The sequence below is a fragment of the Marinobacter sp. DS40M6 genome (assembly GCF_028581595.1).
Classification (GTDB): domain Bacteria; phylum Pseudomonadota; class Gammaproteobacteria; order Pseudomonadales; family Oleiphilaceae; genus Marinobacter; species Marinobacter salarius.
This window is the reverse complement of sequence record NZ_JAFCAE010000001.1, coordinates 261,113-280,498: the sequence shown is the minus strand read 5'-3', so window position 1 is coordinate 280,498 and position 19,386 is coordinate 261,113. Positions and strand designations below refer to the sequence as shown.

Annotated in this window: 21 protein-coding genes and 1 pseudogene; all 22 read left to right on the top strand. The window is 54.7% G+C overall.

Going from position 1 to position 19,386, the window contains the following annotated elements; genetic code table 11:
* Positions 1–290: 290 nt before the first annotated feature.
* The 22 genes and pseudogenes from JJO78_RS01255 (at position 291) to JJO78_RS01155 (ending at position 19,360) form a co-directional block, all read left to right on the top strand.
* Positions 291–689 carry a F0F1 ATP synthase subunit I gene (locus JJO78_RS01255; protein WP_036211717.1) on the top strand — a complete coding sequence of 133 codons (399 nt, stop codon included), beginning with the start codon at positions 291–293 and terminating at the stop codon, positions 687–689.
* Positions 690–708: 19 nt separating this feature from the next.
* Positions 709–1,581, top strand: coding sequence for a F0F1 ATP synthase subunit A (atpB, locus tag JJO78_RS01250; protein WP_036211714.1), 873 nt, complete (start codon positions 709–711; stop codon positions 1,579–1,581).
* Positions 1,582–1,654: 73 nt separating this feature from the next.
* The gene (atpE, locus tag JJO78_RS01245) at positions 1,655–1,912 is read left to right on the top strand and encodes a F0F1 ATP synthase subunit C (protein ID WP_012138088.1); all 258 of its coding nucleotides are present in this window, start codon (positions 1,655–1,657) and stop codon (positions 1,910–1,912) included.
* A gap of 65 nt (positions 1,913–1,977) precedes the next feature.
* Complete coding sequence (locus tag JJO78_RS01240; protein WP_036211711.1) at positions 1,978–2,448, top strand: F0F1 ATP synthase subunit B; 471 nt, start codon at positions 1,978–1,980, stop codon at positions 2,446–2,448.
* 15 nt (positions 2,449–2,463) lie between these two features.
* A complete protein-coding gene (locus JJO78_RS01235) occupies positions 2,464–3,000 on the top strand; it encodes a F0F1 ATP synthase subunit delta (RefSeq protein WP_007153009.1) in 537 nt (178 codons plus the stop codon).
* A 28-nt stretch (positions 3,001–3,028) separates the two neighbouring features.
* Complete coding sequence (gene atpA, locus JJO78_RS01230) at positions 3,029–4,573, top strand: F0F1 ATP synthase subunit alpha (RefSeq protein WP_036211708.1); 1,545 nt, start codon at positions 3,029–3,031, stop codon at positions 4,571–4,573.
* A 71-nt stretch (positions 4,574–4,644) separates the two neighbouring features.
* Positions 4,645–5,508, top strand: coding sequence for a F0F1 ATP synthase subunit gamma (atpG, locus tag JJO78_RS01225; RefSeq protein WP_036211705.1), 864 nt, complete (start codon positions 4,645–4,647; stop codon positions 5,506–5,508).
* Between the two features lie 54 nt (positions 5,509–5,562).
* Positions 5,563–6,957 carry a F0F1 ATP synthase subunit beta gene (atpD, locus tag JJO78_RS01220; RefSeq protein ID WP_036211702.1) on the top strand — a complete coding sequence of 465 codons (1,395 nt, stop codon included), beginning with the start codon at positions 5,563–5,565 and terminating at the stop codon, positions 6,955–6,957.
* 47 nt (positions 6,958–7,004) lie between these two features.
* Positions 7,005–7,427 carry a F0F1 ATP synthase subunit epsilon gene (locus JJO78_RS01215; RefSeq protein ID WP_007153013.1) on the top strand — a complete coding sequence of 141 codons (423 nt, stop codon included), beginning with the start codon at positions 7,005–7,007 and terminating at the stop codon, positions 7,425–7,427.
* Between the two features lie 142 nt (positions 7,428–7,569).
* Positions 7,570–8,934, top strand: coding sequence for a bifunctional UDP-N-acetylglucosamine diphosphorylase/glucosamine-1-phosphate N-acetyltransferase GlmU (gene glmU, locus JJO78_RS01210; protein ID WP_075196412.1), 1,365 nt, complete (start codon positions 7,570–7,572; stop codon positions 8,932–8,934).
* A 34-nt stretch (positions 8,935–8,968) separates the two neighbouring features.
* Positions 8,969–10,801, top strand: a complete 1,833-nt coding sequence (gene glmS / locus JJO78_RS01205; protein ID WP_036211699.1) for a glutamine--fructose-6-phosphate transaminase (isomerizing) — start codon at positions 8,969–8,971, stop codon at positions 10,799–10,801.
* A 94-nt stretch (positions 10,802–10,895) separates the two neighbouring features.
* Positions 10,896–11,480: a TnsA endonuclease N-terminal domain-containing protein gene (locus tag JJO78_RS01200; protein WP_087148957.1), complete on the top strand. Its 585-nt coding sequence runs from the start codon at positions 10,896–10,898 to the stop codon at positions 11,478–11,480.
* 15 nt (positions 11,481–11,495) lie between these two features.
* Positions 11,496–11,648 (top strand): annotated as a pseudogene (locus JJO78_RS20575) (TnsA endonuclease C-terminal domain-containing protein); the annotation flags it as partial.
* 52 nt (positions 11,649–11,700) lie between these two features.
* Entirely contained in the window at positions 11,701–12,270 is a 570-nt protein-coding gene (locus tag JJO78_RS01195) for a hypothetical protein (protein ID WP_198324885.1), read from the top strand.
* Between the two features lie 254 nt (positions 12,271–12,524).
* Positions 12,525–13,013 (top strand): hypothetical protein, encoded by a 489-nt coding sequence (locus JJO78_RS01190; RefSeq protein ID WP_226909992.1) that lies wholly within the window; start codon positions 12,525–12,527, stop codon positions 13,011–13,013.
* Between the two features lie 149 nt (positions 13,014–13,162).
* A complete protein-coding gene (locus JJO78_RS01185) occupies positions 13,163–13,783 on the top strand; it encodes a Mu transposase C-terminal domain-containing protein (RefSeq protein ID WP_198324887.1) in 621 nt (206 codons plus the stop codon).
* Entirely contained in the window at positions 13,773–14,255 is a 483-nt protein-coding gene (locus JJO78_RS01180; protein ID WP_198324888.1) for a hypothetical protein, read from the top strand. Before JJO78_RS01185 ends, JJO78_RS01180 begins: the two co-directional genes overlap by 11 nt.
* Positions 14,256–14,852 carry an ATP-binding protein gene (locus tag JJO78_RS01175; RefSeq protein ID WP_198324889.1) on the top strand — a complete coding sequence of 199 codons (597 nt, stop codon included), beginning with the start codon at positions 14,256–14,258 and terminating at the stop codon, positions 14,850–14,852.
* Positions 14,845–15,132: a hypothetical protein gene (locus JJO78_RS01170; RefSeq protein ID WP_198324890.1), complete on the top strand. Its 288-nt coding sequence runs from the start codon at positions 14,845–14,847 to the stop codon at positions 15,130–15,132. The genes JJO78_RS01175 and JJO78_RS01170 overlap by 8 nt, the downstream gene beginning before the upstream one ends.
* Before the next feature lie 783 nt (positions 15,133–15,915).
* Positions 15,916–17,040 (top strand): acyl-CoA dehydrogenase family protein, encoded by a 1,125-nt coding sequence (locus JJO78_RS01165; RefSeq protein ID WP_075196414.1) that lies wholly within the window; start codon positions 15,916–15,918, stop codon positions 17,038–17,040.
* Between the two features lie 13 nt (positions 17,041–17,053).
* Positions 17,054–18,184, top strand: a complete 1,131-nt coding sequence (locus tag JJO78_RS01160; RefSeq protein ID WP_087148998.1) for an iron-containing alcohol dehydrogenase — start codon at positions 17,054–17,056, stop codon at positions 18,182–18,184.
* Positions 18,185–18,208: 24 nt separating this feature from the next.
* Positions 18,209–19,360, top strand: coding sequence for a CaiB/BaiF CoA transferase family protein (locus JJO78_RS01155; RefSeq protein WP_075196416.1), 1,152 nt, complete (start codon positions 18,209–18,211; stop codon positions 19,358–19,360).
* Positions 19,361–19,386 lie beyond the last annotated feature (26 nt).

Here is a 19,386-nt window from a genome sequence, read left to right as displayed (position 1 = left end):
CGCCACTGTTAACAATTTAGTGTTGGCACTCTGCGACCAACGGCGGGGTACCAAAGGTCAGTTTTGACTAGGTACCACTACATATAGTGCTGCCCCTTCATGTTGGTGTCTATTTGTGTCCCTCATGCCCCCCAACGCCAGTTTTTCTGCGTGTTTCGGGGCGGAGCGACCGTTCCGGTTTTGTTGATTCGTGTAGATTGAACACATATAATCTGCGGCGCTTGTATCGGTGCGATTGTCTAATTAATAAACGGCACCGAACCAAAGCGGTGTGGCAACCGGGAAATACCATGACGAAGGCTGAACAGGGTGGCATACAGCGTCCGCCCATCGCACGATGGTTTGTAATAGAAAGTGTGGTATTGGTCGTCGTCAGTCTGGCATTCCTCTTTAAAAGCCAGGTGGCCGGTTATTCAGCACTGTTTGGGGGGCTTATTTTTCTTCTGCCCCACGGTTATTTTGCCTTCAAGGCTTTCCGCTACTCCGGCGCGCGGTCTGCCAGGCAGATCATGAGTTCTTTTTACCAGGGTGAGGCCGGCAAGCTCATCCTGTGCGCCATCCTGTTTACGATGGTGTTCAAATGGATTCCGTCGCTTGATATAGCGGCACTTTTTTTATCATTTGCGATCATGTTGGTCACCAATTGGTTGACTCCGCTCCTAGCGGGCCGCAGAACGCAGCGAAGCTAACAGGACCTGAGAGAACGTTATGGCAGGCAGCGCATCAGAGTATATCCAGCACCACCTCCAGAACCTCACCTACGGTAAACTTCCGGCCGGTTACGAGCGTGCGGACGGTTCGGTGATGTCAGAAGCGGGCTGGACCATGGCCCATAATGCCCGGGAAGCCTCCGATATGGGATTCTGGGCCGTTCACGTGGATTCTCTTGGATGGGCTGTTGCACTGGGCGCCCTGTTCCTGATCCTGTTTCGCATGGCGGCCAAGCGTGCTACCTCTGGTCAGCCCAGCGGCCTTCAGAACTTCGTTGAAATCCTGATCGAGTTTGTTGATACCAGCGTGAAGGAGACCTTCCACGGCCGAAACAAGGTGATTGCACCCCTGTCGCTGACCATCTTCTGCTGGGTCTTCCTGATGAACCTGATGGATCTGGTGCCGGTAGACTTCCTGCCCCAGCTGTTCCACATGATGGGTCTGGAATACATGAAGGTGGTGCCGACCACGGACGTTAACGTCACACTGGGCATGTCGCTCTCCGTGTTCTTCCTGATTATCTACTACAGCATCAAGGTCAAAGGTGTTGGTGGTTTTGTCGGCGAGCTGACCCTGCACCCGTTCTCTTCCGACAACTTCTTTCTCAAAGTACTGCTGGTACCGGTCAACCTGCTGCTGGAAGGCGTGAGCCTGCTGGCCAAGCCCATTTCACTGGCACTGCGTCTGTTCGGTAACCTCTACGCCGGTGAGCTGATCTTTATCCTGATCGCCCTGCTGCCATTCTGGGCACAGTGGGCGCTGTCGGTACCCTGGGCCATTTTCCACATTCTGATCATCACGCTGCAGGCGTTCATCTTTATGATGCTGACGATTGTTTACCTGAGCATGGCTCATGAAGACAGTCATTGATCGGAACCATTAAACCGTAGTTTGAAAACCGAAACCCTTAAACTGAAAACCTAACTGAAAACTGGGAGTTATCATGGAAACTGTAGTTGGAATGACCGCGATTGCCGTTGCACTGCTGATCGGCCTGGGTGCCCTGGGTACTGCTATCGGCTTTGGTATCCTCGGTGGCAAATTCCTGGAAGGCGCCGCGCGTCAGCCGGAAATGACCCCGATGCTGCAGGTTAAAATGTTCATCGTTGCAGGCCTGCTGGACGCCGTAACCATGATCGGTGTTGGTATCGCTCTGTTCTTCACTTTCGCCAACCCGTTTGTCGGCCAGATCGCCGGTTAATCGAGTCGCCGCCGGGGAACTTCCCGGTCTGATGATTCTTTACACAACAGGCGAGAGGTGAAGACGTGAACATTAATTTGACGATGATTGGTCAAGCCATCGCGTTCTTTATCTTTGTCGTGTTCTGCATGAAATATGTGTGGCCGCCGATTATGGCCGCACTGCAGGAGCGTCAAAAGAAGATCGCTGACGGACTGGCTGCCTCAGACCGCGCTGCGCGCGATCTGGAACTGGCTCAGGAAAAGTCAGCTCAGGAACTGCGTGAAGCCAAGCAGCAAGCGGCTGGCCTGATCGAACAGGCCAACAAGCGTGCGGCCCAGATTGTGGAAGCATCGAAAGACGATGCCCGCAAGGAAGGCCAGAAGCTGATTGAGCAGGCCAAGGCCGAAATTGAGCAGGAGCGCAATCAGGCTCGTGACGCGTTGCGTGCGGAAATCGCCGCCATCGCGGTTGCTGGTGCTGAGAAGATCCTGGAAACCTCTGTCGATGCCAACAAGCACAGTGAGATGCTGGACAAGCTGGCAGCAGAACTCTAAACGACGAGGTTCATCATGGCACAACTGAGAACGCTGGCCCGCCCCTACGCAAAGGCAGCATTTTCGGCCGCTCAGGACCAGAAGCAACTGGCTGAATGGTCTGAAGTGCTAACCGTTGCCGGGCAGATTACAGCCAACGAAGACATTCGACAGCTTCTCGCCAGTCCAGGCACCGAAGAGCAGAAGAAGGCAGACATGATTCTGGAGTGCGTTGGAGACAACGTCACAGAGTCGGTTCGCAATTTCTTAATGATTCTGGCGGCCAATCGCCGGTTGAGTCTTCTGCCCGAAATTGCAGCGCTCTTCAACACGTACCGGGCTGACTTTGAGCGTACTGTTGATATTGAAGTCACCTCGGCATATGAGCTGACGGACGAACAACAGCAGAAGCTCGCCCAGGCACTGTCGACCAAACTCGAGCGCCAAGTGTCACTCGCAGCGTCAATGGACAAGTCTTTGATCGGTGGTGTGATTGTACGCACCGGCGACATGGTGATTGACGCATCTGTACGCGGAAAGCTGACCAAACTGGCCGACGCTCTGGGCTCCTGATTTCAGCACAAGGTTTGAGGATAAAGGCATGCAGCAACTGAATCCATCCGAGATCAGTGACATCATCAAGAAGAGAATCGAAAAGCTCGATATTTCTTCCGATGCAAAGAACGAAGGTACGATCCTCTCCGTTTCTGACGGTATCGTACTGATCCACGGTCTCGCCGACGTTATGTACGGTGAGATGATTGAATTTGCCAACGGCATATTCGGTATGGCCCTGAACCTGGAGCGTGACTCCGTGGGCGCGGTTGTACTGGGTGACTACGAAGACCTGGCGGAAGGCCAGAAGGTTCGTTGCACCGGCCGCATCCTGGAAGTACCGGTGGGTCCGGAACTGATGGGCCGTGTGGTTGATGGCTTGGGTAATCCCGTCGATGGCAAAGGCGAACTGGGCACCGATCTGACCTCACCGGTCGAGAAAGTGGCTCCCGGTGTTATCGCTCGTCAATCCGTTGATGAGCCGGTCCAGACCGGTCTGAAAGCCATTGACACCATGGTGCCAATCGGTCGTGGCCAGCGTGAGCTGATCATCGGTGACCGCCAGATCGGTAAGACCGCCGTCGCCATCGACGCGATCATTAACCAGAAAGATTCCGGCATCAAGTGTATCTACGTGGCAGTTGGCCAGAAGCAGTCTTCCATTGCCGCGGTTGTGCGCAAGCTGGAAGAGCATGGCGCTATGGATCACACCATCGTAGTTGCCGCCGGCGCCGCCGATCCTGCAGCGATGCAGTTCCTGGCACCCTACTCCGGCACGTCCATGGGTGAATACTTCCGTGACCGCGGTGAAGACGCCCTGATCATCTATGATGATCTGTCCAAGCAGGCTGTGGCCTATCGCCAGATCTCCCTGCTGCTGCGTCGTCCGCCGGGCCGTGAAGCATACCCGGGTGACGTTTTCTACCTGCACTCCCGTCTGCTGGAGCGTGCGTCCCGGATCAACGCCGAGGAAGTTGAAAAACTGACCAACGGCGAAGTGAAGGGCCAGACCGGTTCCCTGACGGCTCTGCCGATCATCGAGACCCAGGCCGGCGACGTTTCCGCGTTCGTACCGACCAACGTGATCTCGATCACCGACGGCCAGATCTTCCTGGAGACCAACCTGTTCAACTCCGGTATTCGTCCGGCGATGAACGCGGGTGTCTCGGTATCGCGGGTGGGTGGTTCAGCCCAGACCAAGATCATGAAGAAGCTTGGCGGTAACATCCGTCTGGCGCTGGCCCAGTATCGTGAACTGGCCGCTTTCGCACAGTTCGCTTCCGATCTTGACGAAGCGACCCGTAAGCAGCTTGAACACGGTCAGCGGGTAACCGAACTGATGAAGCAGAACCAGTACAGCCCGATGTCCGTGGCTGAAATGGGTACGGTTCTGTTCGCAGCCAACGAAGGCTTCCTGGACGACGTTGATGTCGACAATGTAGTGAAGTTCGAAGCACTGATGCTGGACTGGATGCGGTCCGAGCAGAAAGAACTTCTCGACAAGATCAACGAGAAAGGCGATTACAACGATGAAATCGCCGCGAGCCTGAAAGCTGCACTTGAGAAATTCAAGACCACTCAGAGCTGGTAACGAATGGGCCTGCAACGTGTTGCAGGCCGATTTTAGAGCAATGAGTGTCTAACTTGAGAAGGCAGTGAGTTATGGCCGTCGGAAAAGAAATACGTAACCAGATATCCAGCATCAAGAGCACGCAGAAGATCACCAGCGCCATGGAAATGGTCGCGGCGAGCAAGATGCGTAAGGCTCAGGAACGCATGAAGGCGACACGCCCTTATGCGGAAAAGATGCGTCAGGTTATTGGGCACATTGCCAAGGCGAACGTCCAGTACAAGCACCCGTTCATGGTCGAGCGTGAAGTAAAGCGCGTGGGCTATGTGGTGGTGTCTACGGATCGAGGCCTGTGCGGTGGTCTGAACATCAACCTGTTCAAAGCGCTTGTCCGTGACATGCGAGCGTGGAAGGAGAAAGGGGTAGAGGCTGATCTGTGCGCCATCGGGCAGAAAGGTGCTTCTTTCTTCAGGAGCTACGGCGGTAACGTCGTTGCGGCGCTGACCCATCTGGGGGACAGCCCGAGCTCTGACAAACTCATCGGCAACGTCAAAGTCATGCTGGACGCGTTCTCGGAAGGCAAGATCGACCGTCTTTACCTGGTCAGCAACGAGTTCGAGAACACCATGACCCAGACCCCGCAGGTGGAGCAGATTCTGCCGCTGCCTCCGGGGGAAGACGAGGAAGAGATCAAGAACCAGTGGGATTATCTCTACGAGCCCGATGCCAGGCAGATCCTCGATGGCCTTCTGCCACGTTACATTGAATCCCAGGTGTACCAGGGTGTGGTAGAAAATCTGGCATGTGAACAGGCCGCCCGTATGATCGCCATGAAGAGCGCAACTGATAACGCCGGTGGCATCATCGACGAGCTTCAGTTGGCGTACAACAAGGCGCGTCAGGCAGCCATCACCCAAGAGATTTCGGAGATTGTCAGCGGCGCGGCTTCGGTCTGATCCGCCAACAATCCAACTGGTTTTATTGACTATCTAGATAACGAGGAACCGAGCATGAGTAGCGGACACATCGTTCAGATCATTGGCGCGGTTATCGACGTGGAATTCCCACGTGACTCCGTACCCAACGTATATGACGCACTGCTGCTTGAAGGTGGCGAAACAACTCTGGAAGTCCAGCAGCAGCTGGGCGACGGCATTGTTCGTACCATCGCCATGGGCAGCACCGAGGGTCTCAAGCGAGGCCTGAAAGCAGACAACACCGGTAAGGCCATTTCGGTACCGGTTGGCACCCAGACTCTGGGCCGTATCATGGATGTTCTGGGTCGTCCGATCGACGAACAGGGCGAGATCGGCGAAGACGAGCGCTGGGCAATTCACCGCAAGGCACCGGGCTATGCAGATCAGTCTGCATCTGCCGACCTGCTGGAAACCGGCATCAAGGTTATCGACCTGATCTGCCCGTTCGCCAAGGGTGGTAAGGTTGGCCTGTTCGGTGGTGCTGGTGTTGGTAAGACCGTCAACATGATGGAGCTGATCAACAACATCGCGAAAGAGCACTCCGGTCTCTCCGTATTCGCCGGTGTTGGTGAGCGGACTCGTGAAGGTAACGACTTCTACTACGAAATGAAGGACTCCAACGTCCTTGATAAAGTAGCGATGGTCTACGGCCAGATGAACGAGCCTCCCGGAAACCGTCTGCGTGTGGCCCTGACCGGTCTCACCATGGCTGAGAAGTTTCGTGATGAAGGTCGTGACGTACTGCTGTTCGTCGACAACATCTACCGTTACACCCTGGCGGGTACCGAAGTATCAGCCCTGCTCGGCCGTATGCCGTCCGCGGTAGGTTACCAGCCGACTTTGGCCCAGGAGATGGGTGAGCTGCAGGAGCGGATCACGTCGACCAAGACCGGTTCCATCACGTCTATCCAGGCGGTCTACGTACCGGCGGATGACTTGACTGACCCGTCCCCGGCGACCACCTTCTCCCACCTTGACGCGACCGTGGTACTGAGCCGTGACATCGCTTCCAAGGGTATCTACCCGGCGATCGATCCGCTTGACTCCACCTCTCGCCAGCTGGATCCACTGGTCATCGGTGACGAGCACTACGAAGTGGCTCGTGGCGTGCAGACCAATCTGCAGCGCTACAAGGAGCTGAAAGACATCATCGCCATCCTGGGTATGGACGAGCTGTCAGAAGAAGACAAGCTGACCGTTGCCCGTGCCCGTAAGATCGAGCGTTTTCTGTCCCAGCCGTTCCATGTTGCTGAAGTCTTCACCGGTTCCCCCGGTAAGTACGTTTCCCTGAAGGAAACCATCAGCAGCTTTAAGGGCATTCTCAACGGTGACTATGATGATATGCCTGAGCAGGCGTTCTACATGGTTGGTACCATTGAGGAAGCGGTCGAGAAAGCGAAGGAAATGAAGAGCAAGGCGAAGAAGTAATCTGAGCCTAAAGCGCTTGTTTCCGGATCGATCAGAGAGGCAACAACATGGGTATGACCGTGCATTGTGACGTGGTAAGTGCCGAAACAAAGATCTATTCCGGATTGGTTGAAATGCTGATCGCAGCGGGCTCTGAAGGTGACCTGGGTATTGCCCCGGGTCATACGCCGCTGCTGACCCAGCTTAAGCCGGGTCCTATCCGTATAATCAAGCAGGGCGGAGAGGAGGAGATCCTCTACGTGTCTGGTGGTTATCTGGAAGTTCAGCCGAATCTGGTAACGCTGCTCGCGGACACAGCTGTCCGTGCCAAGGATGTGGACGAAGCAGCGGCGATCGAAGCTCAGCGTGAGGCTGAGAAGGCACTCGCCAACCAAACGGGTGAGTTCGAGTATTCCCGTGCCGCTGCCGAGTTGGCCGAAGCTGTTGCCCAGCTTCGCACCATCCAGCAGCTGCGCAACAAGATGCGTTAAGCATTTCTGTTCGGGACTGCCGATCACCGAAACCGCATCCTGAGTCGCCTGAGAACAGCGAAACGTTGTCAGGCAACCAAGGGTGCGGTTTTTTTGTATTCAGGCATTGAAACTGGCTACCGATCCGGAGCGTGGTAATCGTATGACTCCCCTTCACGTTGTGATTCTGGCCGCCGGCCAGGGTTCAAGAATGAAATCGTCGCTGCCGAAAGTTCTCCACCGGGTGGCTGGCAAGCCCATGCTCCATCACGTTATTGATACCGCCCGCCAATTGGGCGCCTCCGGTATCCATGGCGTCATTGGACATGGTGCGGAGCAGGTTCGGCAGATTACCCCCGCCGAAGATCTCATCTGGGCACTGCAGGAACAGCAACTGGGCACTGGCCACGCGGTTGCTCAGGCCTTGCCGGCTCTGCCGGATGAGGCTCGGGTGTTGATTCTCTATGGCGACGTACCGCTAACCAACGTTGAAACGCTCCAGAACCTGGTCTCTCAAGTAAGTGATCGTTCACTCGCGTTGTTGACCGTGAACCTGGAAACGCCGGATGGTTACGGGCGTATCCTGCGGGATGACAGTGGCAAGGTGCGTGCGATCGTGGAACAGAAGGATGCCACTGACGCCCAGAAACAAATCCGGGAGGTAAATACCGGCATCCTGGCGGTCTCGTCACGCCACTTGAAGGACTGGTTGCCGCAGCTCTCCAATCGTAATGCTCAGGGTGAGTACTACCTGACCGACATCATTGCCATGGCGGCTGATCGCGGTGTGGAAATCGCCGTTGCCCAGCCTGCCAGCGAATACGAAGTCCAGGGCGTTAACAACCGTCTTCAACTTGCCGAACTTGAGCGCTGGGTGCAGCGTCAGGAAGCGGACCGTTTGATGACTGAGGGCGCCACCCTGGCCGACCCTGCCCGTATTGACGTGCGTGGTGAATTGTCGGTGGGCCAGGATGTCCTGATCGATGTTAACGTGGTGTTTGAAGGCAAGGTGTCCCTGGCAGACGGCGTCAGCGTCGGGCCCGGTTGTGTGATACGGGACAGCCAGATTGCGGCTGGTGCGAAAATTGAAGCGCACTCAGTGATCGAGGGTGCGGATGTGGGTGCAGGCGCCAGTATCGGGCCGTTTGCACGTCTCCGGCCGGGTACCCGGCTGGCGGCCAGGACCAAGGTGGGCAACTTTGTCGAAACCAAGAAAGCCGATGTCGGCGAGGGTAGCAAGATCAACCACCTCAGTTACGTTGGCGATACCTCACTTGGCCGTAACGTAAATGTGGGTGCAGGAACCATCACCTGTAATTATGATGGGGTGAACAAGTCCAGAACCGTTATTGGTGATGACGTGTTTGTCGGGTCCAACACTTCACTGGTGGCACCGGTCAGCGTTGCCTCTGGGTCCACCATCGGTGCGGGCTCTACCATCACCCGTGATGTAGCGGAGAGTGAGCTGGCGGTCGCACGAGCTCGCCAGCGCAATATCTCCGGCTGGGAACGGCCGACGAAAAAGTGATTTAAACGATTTACAACGGACAGGTGAGAGCGACATGTGTGGCATTGTAGGTGCGGTATCAGAAAGGGATGTTCAGGGAATTCTTCTCGAAGGCCTGCGCCGTCTGGAATATCGGGGCTACGACTCCGCCGGCATGGCCGTAATTGACGGCAAACAAGCCATCAACCGGGCCCGCGAAGTGGGTAAGGTTGCGGCCCTGGCCGATGCCATCACTGGAAACGGGCTTGAGGGAGCCGCCGGCATTGCCCATACCCGCTGGGCAACCCACGGTGAACCGTCCCAGATCAATGCCCACCCGCATATGTCCGGTGACCGCCTGGCCATTGTCCACAACGGCATTATCGAGAACTACCAGGAGCTACGGGAAGAACTGAAAGCCGAGGGGTTTGAGTTCACCTCCCAGACGGACACCGAAGTCGTTGCGCACCTTATCGAAAAGCAGTTCCGTCTCAGCAACAGCCTTTACGAGGCCGTGAGCACCGCCATTGAACGTTTGCGCGGTGCCTTTGCGCTGGCAGTGATTCATGCCGACGAGCCAGACCATATGGTGGTGTGCCGTGAAGGCAGTCCGTTGGTGGTAGGTGTCGGCATAGGCGAGAATTTCATCGCTTCCGACCAGCTCGCGTTACTGCCTGTCACCGACCGTTTCATGTTCCTCGAAGAAGGGGATATCGCCGATATCCGTCGTGATCACATTGAGATTCATGATCGTAACAAGCAGCTGGTGGAACGCGCGGTTAACCGTTTTGAACACAGCCAGGACGCCGCCGAAAAAGGCGAGTATCGCCACTTCATGCTCAAGGAAATCCATGAGCAGCCGAGGGTCATCCGCGCCACAACGGAAGGCCGGGTTACCAACACCCGTGTGCTGGAACAGGCACTGGGTACCCAGGCTGGCAACCTGCTGGAAGACGTTCGCCATGTTCAGATCATCGCCTGTGGCACCAGTTACCATGCCGGCATGGTGGCACGCTACTGGATAGAGGACCTGGCGGGCGTGCCCTGTTCCGTGGAAGTGGCCTCCGAGTTTCGCTACCGCAAGCATGTGATTCAGCCGGACACCCTGTTCCTGTGTATCTCCCAGTCCGGCGAAACCGCCGACACTCTGGCTGCCCTGCGCCAGGCGAAAAAGGCCGGTTTCCGCGCCGCCATGGCCATTTGCAACGTGCCCGGCAGCTCCCTGGTGCGGGAATCTGACCTGGTGATCATGACCCAGGCCGGCCCGGAAATCGGGGTTGCGTCCACCAAGGCGTTTACCACCCAGTTGACCGCGCTGTTGATCTTCACCCTGGCGCTGGCTCGCCACAACGGCCTGGAAGAGTCGCGCGAAGCAGAAATTGTTGAGGCGATTCGCCTACTACCCAGCCAGGTGGATCAGGTACTGGCACTGGATGGCGATATCGCCGAAATGTCGAAGTCGTTCATGGACAAGAACCACAGTCTGTTCCTGGGTCGTGGCGCCATGTTCCCGGTGGCTCTGGAAGGTGCACTGAAGCTCAAGGAAATTTCCTACATCCATGCCGAAGCCTATCCGGCCGGCGAGCTCAAGCATGGCCCCCTTGCTCTGGTAGACGGGGAGATGCCGGTGGTCACCGTGGCCCCCAACAACGAGTTGCTGGAAAAGCTGAAGTCCAACCTGGAAGAAGTTCGCGCCCGCGGTGGCGAGTTGTTTGTATTTGCCGACCAGGCAGCGGACGTGCGGCCACAGGAGGGTATCCACGTAATGCCGCTGCCGTCGGTACACCCGATCACGTCTCCGATCGTCTACACCGTGCCATTGCAGTTGCTTTCTTATCACGTCGCCGTACTGAAAGGTACCGATGTGGATCAGCCACGCAACCTGGCGAAAAGTGTGACTGTTGAGTAGCGGGCATATACGTAGGCCTGGAGATGTCAGAGGACATTAAAGTTTGATCAAAACAAGCCCCCAGCTATTCTCAACATAGCAGGGGGCTTTTTTCATGACAGATGCCAACAAACCGCTTGATCCAAAACACGAGAAATTGCTGAAAACTCGTGGTCGGGGATCAGGCAAAGATTATGAACCTTTCATCAAGGTTCATGAGCTCAGCAGTTCAGGTGAGAGCGTTCGAATTCGCAGTGCCTCAGTGGGCCGGATTCATCATCTGCTGTCCGGTATAGAACTGCTGGCGTTCCTTGTATTCGATCAGTTCGAGCAAACGATGGGTATCCGCGAACAATACCCCCTGCAGATAGACGATACCCTCGACATCTGTGCTCGACTGGGAATCCGTCATCCCCAGATGCATGGCAGTTTAACGGTGGTTTCAACGGACCTATTAGTCGACTTGTCGTCAGGCAGTCGGTTAGCGATTGCAGTGAAATCTTCGTCGGAGTTATCCAAGCCGCGAGTGATGGAGAAGCTCCAGATTGAAAAAAACTACTGGGAAACTCGTGATATGGAATGGAAGATTTTCACAGAGAGGGAAGTCAATGATGGCATGCGGGAAAACCTTCTGTGGATCCAGCCCTATCTAAGCCCGGATATGTCGGCACATCAAGAGGTGGATTATTCCGATGTGTAGGATCTTTTCTATCGGCTTCAGTCGCGTCCGCGAACCAAGATCACACGGCTTTGTGCGAAGCTCGATGACCAATATGAAGTAGATCGCGGATTTCATTTGAGTATCTTTCGATACGCTGTGGCCCACCGTTTCATAAAAGCACCTCTCAACAACGCATTTCACAGCTGAAAATTTGGAGACCTGGCTCTAAGAGAGCCAGAGTTCGTCACCGAGGTGAACAATGCTTCTTAATCGTGTATTCCGGGATCCTTCGACAGGCAAGCGGTATCGTGTGGTCCTGGAGCACCTCTCAGATTTGATGTTGATCGACGTCGACAGTGACAAAGCCTGGCCTTTCCCAATGTCTGAAGAAGAGTTCCGTTCGGTTGGGTATGATTTCATTTCCGACCCGTACCCGATACCGGGTGTTGACGATGACAGTATTGGCGCTAAAAGGCGTGATGAAGCCTGGGCCGCGATCAGTCCATTGTTGGAACACTATCAATCACTTTTGATTAAGAACGAGCGCAATCGGCTGATCAATGAACTCCTTAAATCAACCGGTAAGCCGAGGTTATATATCACCCGACAGCTTCGTCGCTACTGGCAAAGGGGAATGGCCCCGAATGCCCTGGCACCGGATTATCACAACTGCGGGGCCAAAGGGCGTCCCAGACGTGAGGTGGAGCAAAAGGTTGGCCCAAAACGTACGATTACACCCGGAGTGGGGGTGCCGGTAACAGAGGAAGTTGCGGAGCTTTTTCGAATGGCACTTGATGGCTTTTATCTGACCAACGAAAAGGTCCCCTAGGCTGCTGCGAGGGACAAGGCTGTCGGGCTTTTCAAAGCGCGCTATCCCACCGCAACAGAGAAAAGTATGCCCACGATGAGGCAATTCCGGTACTTTTATGAAACGAATTACAGAAATCTGATGTGGTAAGGACGCGGACTCCAAGCCGCATCTATCAAAAAGATAAACGGGCGTTGACCAGCACGTCAGGCAATCTCAATTTCGGCCCGGGGGCCCGGTATGAAATAGACGCGACCATAGCGGATCTCTACTTGGTGGCAGAGGATGATCCTGCTCCCATCATTGGCCGTCCGGTTTTGTACTTTGTCAAAGATGTATTTAGTCGGATGGTTGTGGGTATGTATGTGGGCCTCGAAAATCCCTCATGGGTTGCTGCGATGGTGGCGCTTAGCAACGCCTTCAGCGATAAAACAACGTACTGCCAGGGTTATGGAATAGCTATCAGTAAAGAAGACTGGCCAAGCTTCGGCCTTCCCGCCTCCATCATGGCTGACCGCGGTGAGCTTCTTTACAAACAAGCGGATGTCTTAGTTAACAAATTCAACATTCAATTGAGCAATTCACGCGCCTATCGCGGTGATGACAAAGCAATCTGTGTGCGATTCTTCAACACTATTCAAAGTAAGTTTCGGCCCTATGTTGGCGGGGTAGTTGAGCCTGTAAATGGGAAAAAGCGTGCCGGGAAGCGCTACGAGCTGGATGCGGAACTGAACCTCTCTGACATTCACGCAAATGTTGATTAATCTGGTCATCATCTACAACACCCAGCATGTTGTTGAAGGTTATGATTTCGCGCCTGATATGCCGACTGAGTTGCCCGCAGTGGCCCGGGGAGCTCTGGAACTGGGGAATTCAAAACCGCACCGGCCAGCTTCGCTCCTGTGACGAAGACTTGGCCCGCATTAATCTCCTGCCCTATGAAAGTGGAACGGTGTCACAGGTTGGCATCACCTTCAAAGGACTTGTGTACACCTGTCAAGAGGCGTTGGCGCAGGGCTGGTTTGATCGGATCCGCCCGAACCGCCCTTCAAGAGTTGAAATCGCTTTTGACCCGCGACGGACTGACACTGTTTACCTGAGACCTGACTCTACATTCGAAAACTACTGGGTATGTGAGTTTTCGGACCGAAGCCGGCGATACAAAGGCATTAGCTTCGTGGAGGCCGCTGGAATGGTGAAAGAGATGAATCGTACCAAAGCCACTGCCAAACAAGAGGAGGATTATCAGAAGCCGGACGCCCTATCCGCGGTTGAGGAGATTGTTTCTAACGCGAAGAAGCGGCAGAAAGCCAGCAAACCATCCCTTACTGACTCTGAGCGACTTCGGGGCATACGGCAGAACCGCGCCACAGAAAAAGAAGTTGAGCGAAATCGCAGCGGAATTAAATCCAAGAATCAATCAAAGCGTGACCGTCCAGCGGATGTAGTGCCGTTCCGCTCAAATAAGACCCAATCAAACGACAGTCTCGATTACCCGGATATGGATGCCTTCCTGGAGGACGATGATGATTAAACTGCCGTTCGCACAGTATAGGCAAGCAGAAATCTGTGAATACGAAGGTCAGCCTCTGATTAATGCCCTGCCTCCCATAAATTCACCACAGGATACGGCTAAGATGCTGGCTCGTTTCCCAAAAGTCGACGAGGCTGAAAAGGCATTGCCAGCCCATATCCGGCGCCATGCAATGATGAGGATTCTTGATCAGTTCCTGTACCCAACGAAATCCCATCTTCAACTAGAGCAAATGATTTCTGGAATGATCCGTCGTGGCTATCTGAGCCGAAATATTGCCGTGCCGGACTATCACCGCAACTTGGATGCCGTTGCCCATACAGATTTCAATGCTATCGTTCGAAATGCCGGAAATGAAGCCCTCGTGAGTTCCATTATCGGGTGTTCCGGTACTGGCAAATCCACCGCGGTAGAGGCAATTCTGAAAACCTACCCGCAAGCGTTTTATCATCCAGAATACCAGCACGCCTAATTGGTCTGGCTGAAAGTGGAGTGCCCTCATGATGGTTCGGTAAAGAATCTGTGCACCAATTTTTTCCGAGCCGTCGATGACGCGCTGGGTACGGACTATCAGGCGCTCTATGTAAAAAGCCGATCCTCAGCGGAGTCCATGCTTGGAGATATCGCCCGCGTTTCAGCCTTACATTCAGTGGGTGTCCTTGTTATTGACGAGATTCAGCATTTGGAAAAATCGCGGTCAGGCGGGGTTGCCAAGATGCTTAACTTCTTCGTGACGCTGACTAACGTTATCAAGGTCCCGGTGCTTTTCATCGGAACGCCCAAGGCATTGGAGCTTTTCCAGCCAACCATGCGGTCGGCGAGGCGAGCGGCGCAATTCGGTAGCTTGGATTGGGGGCGATTTTCACGGGCTGAGAATGAGGGCGCTGATGGAGAGTGGGAGCGATTTTTCAAACGGCTATGGAAACTGCAGTGGTTTGAGCACGCAACTCCCATCAGTCAAGAAATGATGGATCTGTTCTGGGAGTATACTCAGGGAATCGCGCACATTGCCGTTGCCTTTTTACCTCAGCCAGGCGCGGGCTGTTGTCGCCGGGAGGGAAGTGATTGACCAGACTCTTGTAACCAAGGTCTATCAAGAGGAGCTCGCCATGGTTCATCCAATGATCGCTGCGTTGCGAAGCGGGCGTGAGGCAACGATTCTCCAATATGCGGACCTCGATGTGCCGAGGGAATCGATACGTGCTCAAGCTACCCTCCAGGAGGTTCCTTACATTGCCTCGCCCGGAGAGGTTCTGAAGGATTCTGAAACCTCAAAGCAGGATCAACTGATCTCGCTGCTGATTCAAATGGGCATCGGTGAGGACATTGCACCCATTGTCGCAGAGTAAGCCCTGGCAGAACGTCCCGAGGTGAGCCTTTTTGGGTTAGTAGCTCATATCAAAAGTCTTGAAGAGAAGACTCCAGCAACGTTTACACCGAAAGCGAATAAACGAGCAGAGAAAAAAAGACAACCGGTTTATCTTGAAGACGACCTTCGACTGATCAGGGGTGATGATCCTGAAAAAAGCTACCAAAGCTTGAGGAAGAGGGGTGTGGTTATTGAGCTTTCGGCTTACCTTTGAGGGCGCAAGGTGGAATTGACGGGTACCGAGTTTACCATCCATCGTCGCGGGTTGCTGCCCTTCTGTCTACAGCGCGAGTGTTTTGAACAGGTGTAGCTTCTATCATCGGAGCATTCAGGTTTAGCGAAACAGTATGGGCTCTTCTGAGAACAACCTCAGACTAGGTGACGTACTGGCGAATAGCGTCGCCATTAGGGTTTACGTCCAACTCATCCTGGGCATTGATCAAAGTGGTCTGGGGCGTCTATTGATCCGGAAAGCAGAGAGGGATCTCGTGTCCGGCAACTTGTTCGAATTTATTGTGGGATTCAAACGAAGTCGTTAAGTTCAAATTTAAGTTGGTAATCGTCTGCATCAATTACCGACGCAACAAATCCTGCGTTCCCCCAGTGAGAACCGACGCTAACGTACCCAACCGGCTCCAACCGTCAAAATTTAGTTACCTTACGACCGATCGGGTTTTATATTTATATTGACCATCCGGATAGTATGTGTTTTATTGGTCAAAACACGCACTCACTACCAACAAAAAACGTGGGAGAAAGAACGATGCTTGAACGACAGGATTACGAAGAGTTTCGCAAGGCGGTGAGGCGTCTGGCCGAGACCAAAATTCAGCCTCATGCTGCGGACGTTGACGAAAAAAAGCGATTTCCCGAAGAGGCACTTGCGGCATTCAAGGAATTACAACTGATTGCGCTGCCCTTTGATGAAAGTATTGGTGGTCAGTCTGGGGATGTATTGGCCCAATGCATTTGTTTGGAGGAAATCGCCCGTGTCTGTGCCACCTCATCATTAACGCTGATGGTGATCTGGGCCGGGCTTGGTCCGATAGCCTCATTTGGTTCGCCACAGCTGATCGAAGAGGTTATGGAACCGGCCATCAATGGCAATACCGTTGCCTCCATCTGTTTGACCGAAATTCACGGCGGCTCTGATGTTTGGGGTGCTCGCACTCGCGCCCAATACAAGGATGGCCAGTGGGTGATCAATGGCCAGAAACGCTACATCACCAATGCCACCCGCTCCGACTGGTACTCGGTCCTGGCGCGTACCGGTGAAGACAGTTTTGGCGTGTTCGCAGTGCATAAATCTGACCCTGGCCTCTCCTTTGGCAAGCTGGAATCGAAGATGGGTGTAAGGGGCAGCCCCACCGCCGATGTGATTTTCGAAGATTGCCGTGTTGAGGATTACCGGCTACTTGGTGATTCGAGAGAGGGCCGACAGTACATCACTGATTCTCTGGCCTACACCCGACCGTTGATCGGAGCTCAGGCGCTTGGTATTGCCCAAGGGGCGCTTGATGCCTCCATCAAATACGTGAAGGAGCGGGAAGTGTTTGGTCAGCAGGTAGCACGCTTTCAGATGATCCGCGGCACTATTGCCGATTTGGCAACGGAGATCGAAGCTGCCCGCCAACTGCTGTATCGCTCATGTCAAGCGGTTGAAAACGAGGAGCCCGAAGCCCGCACCCTAGCCTCCATGGCCAAGCTATTTTGCAGCAATGTTGCGATGAAAGTGGCCACCGAGTCCGTACAGCTCCATGGCGGTGCCGGTTATCTGACCGATTTCCCCGTCGAGCGCATGATGCGGGACGCGAAAATTACTCAAATATACGAAGGAACCAGCGAGATCCAGAAATTGATCGTCGCTAAAGCCATGCTTTCAGATTAAGGCGAAAACCATGATTGCCCAAATTAACTACCTGACTAATATTCGCTTAGGCGCAGGCGCAATAGCTTCACTGAATGATGAGCTGGCAAATCTGAATGTGAGTAAGCCGTTGATCATCACTGATGCTGGCCTGGTATCCACTGGCCTGCTTGATAAGGCAAAGGCAACTGCCAAGCTTCCGGACAGCGTTGCTATGTATGATGGCACGCCGGCTAACCCAACTGAAGCGGCTGTAGAAGATGCCTTACATGTCTATCGTTGCAACGATTGCGATAGTATTGTTGCGGTCGGCGGCGGTTCCAGTATAGACCTTGCCAAAGCTGTTGCGTTGCTGGCAACCCACGAGCTGCCGCTGCGCCAATATGCAGCGATTAATGGCGGCGTTGCCAGAATCGGCCCAACTGTTCCACTTGTGGCAGTACCAACCACTGCAGGCACTGGCAGCGAAGTAGGCAGGGCGTCCCTGATAACGCTACGCGATGGCCGCAAACTTGGACTTTTATCTCCTTACTTGATCCCAGACTTGGCCATTTGCGACCCGGAACTGACTCGCTCACTTCCGGCCGGGCTAACCGCCGCAACCGGGATGGACGCCATTGCCCACTGCGTTGAAACTTACCTGAGTCCCAAGGTTAATCCGCCGGCCGATGCCATTGCGCTGGACGGCCTGCGCCGAGCTTCGAAGTATCTGATTCGTGCCGTCAACGACGGAACCGATATGGAAGCCCGCAGTGAAATGATGATTGCGGCTCTGGAAGGCGCGCTGGCATTCCAGAAGGGCTTGGGGGGAGTGCACTCCATGTCCCACGCTCTTGGGGGCCTGAAGGAGCTTAAACTTCACCATGGCACCCTGAACGCGGTATTGCTGCCCCCGGTATTGCGTTTTAACCAGAGCCATTGCGGTGACAAATTCGACCACCTCAAGGCCGCCATGGGCCTGCCGGCCGATGCCGATCTGCCAGCTGAATTCGAGCGTCTGAATGCCGAGCTTGGCATGCCAAAGAATCTTCGCGAAATGGGTGTGCCCGACAATGTGCTAGAGGATATGGCCCAGTTTTCCAAGGAAGACCACTCCACCGCCACCAATCCGCGTCCAGCGTCGGCTGAGGACTTCCTCGCCATGCTGAAAGAAACCATGGACTGAAGTTGTGACTGTGAGGAGTCTGATATGACTGGCCAGAATTCGATCCTGAAAGGCACGCGGGTACTGGACCTGACTCGCCTTGCACCAGGCCCATACGGCTCAATGTTGCTGGCGGATATGGGGGCAGAGGTTATTGTTGTTGGCGGCGGTCGCTCCGGCTTACCAATTGACAGCTACCGACGTGGCAAGCGTTTTATAAACCTTGACCTGAAAAGCGAAGAAGGTCTTGATGCCTTCCGCCTGTTGGCTGCCAATGCGGACGTCTTGATGGAAGGTTTTCGTCCTGGTGTTATGCATCGCCTGGGCCTCGGCTATGACGCACTCAGGCAAGACAACCCCAAACTGGTGTACTGCTCGGTGACCGGCTACGGCCAAGATGGTCCACTCGCTCAGGAGGCAGGCCACGACATCAACTATGTTGGTCTTTCTGGCGCCCTTGGTGCCATGGGCCCGCTCGATGGGCCACCAGCACTGCCGCTGAATATTATTGCGGACTTTGCCGCGGGCGGGCTTTACGCTGCCTATTCTATTCTCGGAGCCCTGCTGGAGCGGGAGCGCTCGGGACTAGGCCAGTTCCTGGATGTCGCCATGGTAGATGGCTGTCTTTCCCTGATGACAATGCACTATCCGGACTGGGGTAAACCAGTGCTGCCATCTCGTGGCAAAGGGCTGCTGACCGGAGAGGCTCCTTTCTACCGGTGCTACGTCTGCAACGACGGCAAATACCTAGCGGTCGGGGCTTTGGAAGGCGCATTTTTCACAAATCTGTGGCGGGGGCTGAACCTTGAGCAACCAATGCCAGATCACATGCGTCCGGATACTTGGCCCGCCATGACCGAGCAGTTCGAGCGACTATTCGCCAGCCGGTCCCGGGACGCCTGGGTGAAGCACTTCGAGGGCCGGGATGCCTGCGTTTCACCGGTGTTAGCGCCAGATGAGGTGTTCGAACACCCGCATGTGCAGGCACGATTCCCTGGCAGCGACAGCTACGCTACTCCGGCTATTCCCCACTATTCCCGAACCCCGACCATGCCGGGTGTTACTGGTGGCACGGACGATTCGTATGCGGTCCTCCGAGCGTTAGGCCTGTCAGAAGCGAAGATCAACAAAGCTGTTCCTGAAACCTCGAACGTGACAGGGCTGGAGTGGCCACCGGTTAAACCCAGTCAACCCTGAGGCTGCAGAGCCAAGCCGTCACAACA

Bases quoted from the DNA above. Each gene is read 5' to 3' on its own strand.
- JJO78_RS01255 (WP_036211717.1), top strand. From the start codon at position 291: ATGACGAAGGCTGAACAGGGTGGCATACAGCGTCCGCCCATCGCACGA.
- atpB (WP_036211714.1), top strand. From the start codon at position 709: ATGGCAGGCAGCGCATCAGAGTATATCCAGCACCACCTCCAGAACCTC.
- atpE (WP_012138088.1), top strand. From the start codon at position 1,655: ATGGAAACTGTAGTTGGAATGACCGCGATTGCCGTTGCACTGCTGATC.
- JJO78_RS01235 (WP_007153009.1), top strand. From the start codon at position 2,464: ATGGCACAACTGAGAACGCTGGCCCGCCCCTACGCAAAGGCAGCATTT.
- atpA (WP_036211708.1), top strand. From the start codon at position 3,029: ATGCAGCAACTGAATCCATCCGAGATCAGTGACATCATCAAGAAGAGA.
- atpG (WP_036211705.1), top strand. From the start codon at position 4,645: ATGGCCGTCGGAAAAGAAATACGTAACCAGATATCCAGCATCAAGAGC.
- atpD (WP_036211702.1), top strand. From the start codon at position 5,563: ATGAGTAGCGGACACATCGTTCAGATCATTGGCGCGGTTATCGACGTG.
- JJO78_RS01215 (WP_007153013.1), top strand. From the start codon at position 7,005: ATGGGTATGACCGTGCATTGTGACGTGGTAAGTGCCGAAACAAAGATC.
- glmU (WP_075196412.1), top strand. From the start codon at position 7,570: ATGACTCCCCTTCACGTTGTGATTCTGGCCGCCGGCCAGGGTTCAAGA.
- glmS (WP_036211699.1), top strand. From the start codon at position 8,969: ATGTGTGGCATTGTAGGTGCGGTATCAGAAAGGGATGTTCAGGGAATT.
- JJO78_RS01200 (WP_087148957.1), top strand. From the start codon at position 10,896: ATGACAGATGCCAACAAACCGCTTGATCCAAAACACGAGAAATTGCTG.
- JJO78_RS01195 (WP_198324885.1), top strand. From the start codon at position 11,701: ATGCTTCTTAATCGTGTATTCCGGGATCCTTCGACAGGCAAGCGGTAT.
- JJO78_RS01180 (WP_198324888.1), top strand. From the start codon at position 13,773: ATGATGATTAAACTGCCGTTCGCACAGTATAGGCAAGCAGAAATCTGT.
- JJO78_RS01165 (WP_075196414.1), top strand. From the start codon at position 15,916: ATGCTTGAACGACAGGATTACGAAGAGTTTCGCAAGGCGGTGAGGCGT.
- JJO78_RS01155 (WP_075196416.1), top strand. From the start codon at position 18,209: ATGACTGGCCAGAATTCGATCCTGAAAGGCACGCGGGTACTGGACCTG.